Raw genomic sequence first — 2,146 nt, forward strand, 5'->3', positions numbered from 1 at the left:
ACCCTTGCGCACGCAGTGCTTGATCTCGTCGGTGATATGCGGGATGACCTGCACAGTGCCGCCAAGGAAGTCGCCGCGGCGCTCCTTGCGGATCACGTTGTTGTAGATCTGGCCGGTGGTGAAATTCGACAGCCGCGAGGTCTTGCTGTGCGTGAATCGCTCGTAGTGGCCGAGATCGAGGTCGGTTTCGGCCCCGTCGTCGGTCACATAGACCTCGCCGTGCTGGAACGGGCTCATGGTGCCGGCATCGACGTTCAGGTACGGATCGAGCTTGATCATGCGGACAGACAGCCCGCGCGACTCGAGGATCGACGCCAGTGACGCGGCCGCCATGCCCTTGCCGAGTGAAGACACCACCCCACCCGTCACAAAGACAAAGCAGGTCATCGGCTCCTTGGACATGGGGAATTCGCTGGATTGGAGAAGCGCCGATGTTAGCCGATGGCCGGGCTTCCGGACAATCCGATCAAACCGGCGGCACTCCCGCAATCGCATGATTCCATTGCAGTTTCCCCGGAGCGTATCGCGTGTCAATCCGGGTGGAGGCGATGGTGCACATCCGCCCCTCGCGCAACAGCACCGGCAATCGGGTGCGCGCCCAGGGTGCGATGCCCCGCTCCTGGCACCATTTCGACAGCCGCTTGCCCGGCCGCTCCGGCAGGCGGATCACGTCGTCATGGCGCGCCAGCCGCACCGTCCCGTCGCCAACGCTGTCGGATTCCAGCGAGCCGACACCCGCGGGCAGAACCAGCGGTTGCCGACCGTTCCACTGCATCGACCAGCCCTCCGGAATCGCCGGCAGGCCCTGCTGGATGAACAGCAGATCCCGATAGCGGCGGACCTCGGCGACACCCCAGCGCACGCAGTGTTCGGCGTCTTCACGCGTCGACTCGATCACGCCCGCGATCTGCCTCAGCACGGCCCGGCCGGGCACCGGCAACCCCGCCTGGCGAATCGCCAGCCGCAGAACCCTGGCGGCCAACGCGCGATCCAGCGCCCGCAAACCGCTGACCGACAGCCCGCCGGACATGAAAAGAGCGTCCAGCGTCGCCTGATCACCGTCGCGCAACTCGTCCGCCACGTCCGCGAGATGCGCCGCGGCCGAGGCGGTTCTGTCGGAGAAATCCGGCCAGCGGTCGCGCAGCAGCGGCAACACCCGATGCCGCAGGTAGTTGCGATCCAGAGACAGGTCGCCGTTGGACGGGTCGTCGATCCATTCGAGATTCAATGCCCGCGCCGCGGATTCCAGTTGCGCCCGGCTCAGCTCCAGCAGCGGACGATGAATCCACCCGGGCCCGAACGCGCGCTGCCCCGGCATGCCGGACAACCCGTCCAGCCCGGCGCCACGGGCGAGGTTCAGCAGAAAGGTTTCGGCCTGGTCGTCGCGATGGTGCGCCAGCAACACCGTCTCGCCGGGCTCCATCAGGTTCTCGATCGCCGCGTACCGCGCCGCGCGCGCCGCCGCTTCCAGACCCAGACCGCCGTCGCGGTCGACGCAGACATGACGGACTTCAAGTGACACGCCCAGATCGGCGGCCTGCCGCCGGCAGTGCTGCGCCCAGCGATCGGCATCGGCATGCAGCCCGTGATGGACGTGAATGGCACGCAGCCGGATGGACGGGTTGTCGCGCGCCCAGGCGACCGCCCAGTGCAGCAGCACCGAAGAATCCAGGCCTCCGGAAAACGCGATCAGCCAGTGGCGGCCAGGCGCCGCCGCAAAGCTCGCCTCAGGCGGAATCCCTGAACTGGCCATAGCCCATCAACCGCGCGTAACGCGCCTCGAGCAGTTCGTGGATCGGCTTCTGCCCCAGCAGATTGAGCACGGTCCGCAGATGATCCCGCACCACGTTCATCAAGGCTTCGACATCGCGGTGGGCGCCGCCAAGCGGCTCGCGAACCACGGCATCGATCAGCTTCAGCTCCAGCAGGCGGTCCGCGGTCACTCCCATCGCCTCGGCCGCATCCTTGGCGCGTTCGGCGCTTTTCCACAGGATGGACGCACAGCCTTCGGGGCTGATCACCGAGTAGATGCTGTGCTGAAGCATGGCCAGGTGATCACCAACGCCAATCGCCAGCGCGCCGCCGGAGCCGCCCTCACCGATCACCAGCGACACGACCGGCACGCGCAGCCGCGACAGCACCAGCA

1 protein-coding gene and 2 pseudogenes are annotated in these 2,146 nt (G+C 67.0%); all 3 read right to left on the bottom strand.

The window, feature by feature from the left end:
* Window positions 1–387 (bottom strand): annotated as a pseudogene (pyrG, locus tag ABNS06_RS12470) (CTP synthetase); the annotation flags it as partial.
* Window positions 388–466: 79 nt separating this feature from the next.
* Window positions 467–1,753 carry a tRNA lysidine(34) synthetase TilS gene (gene tilS, locus ABNS06_RS12475; protein ID WP_348674926.1) on the bottom strand — a complete coding sequence of 429 codons (1,287 nt, stop codon included), beginning with the start codon at window positions 1,751–1,753 and terminating at the stop codon, window positions 467–469.
* A pseudogene (locus ABNS06_RS12480) lies at window positions 1,728–2,146 on the bottom strand (acetyl-CoA carboxylase carboxyl transferase subunit alpha); the annotation flags it as partial. The pseudogene ABNS06_RS12480 and the gene tilS, both read right to left, overlap by 26 nt.

Source organism: uncultured Abyssibacter sp., from assembly GCF_964000955.1.
Taxonomy (GTDB): domain Bacteria; phylum Pseudomonadota; class Gammaproteobacteria; order Nevskiales; family OUC007; genus Abyssibacter.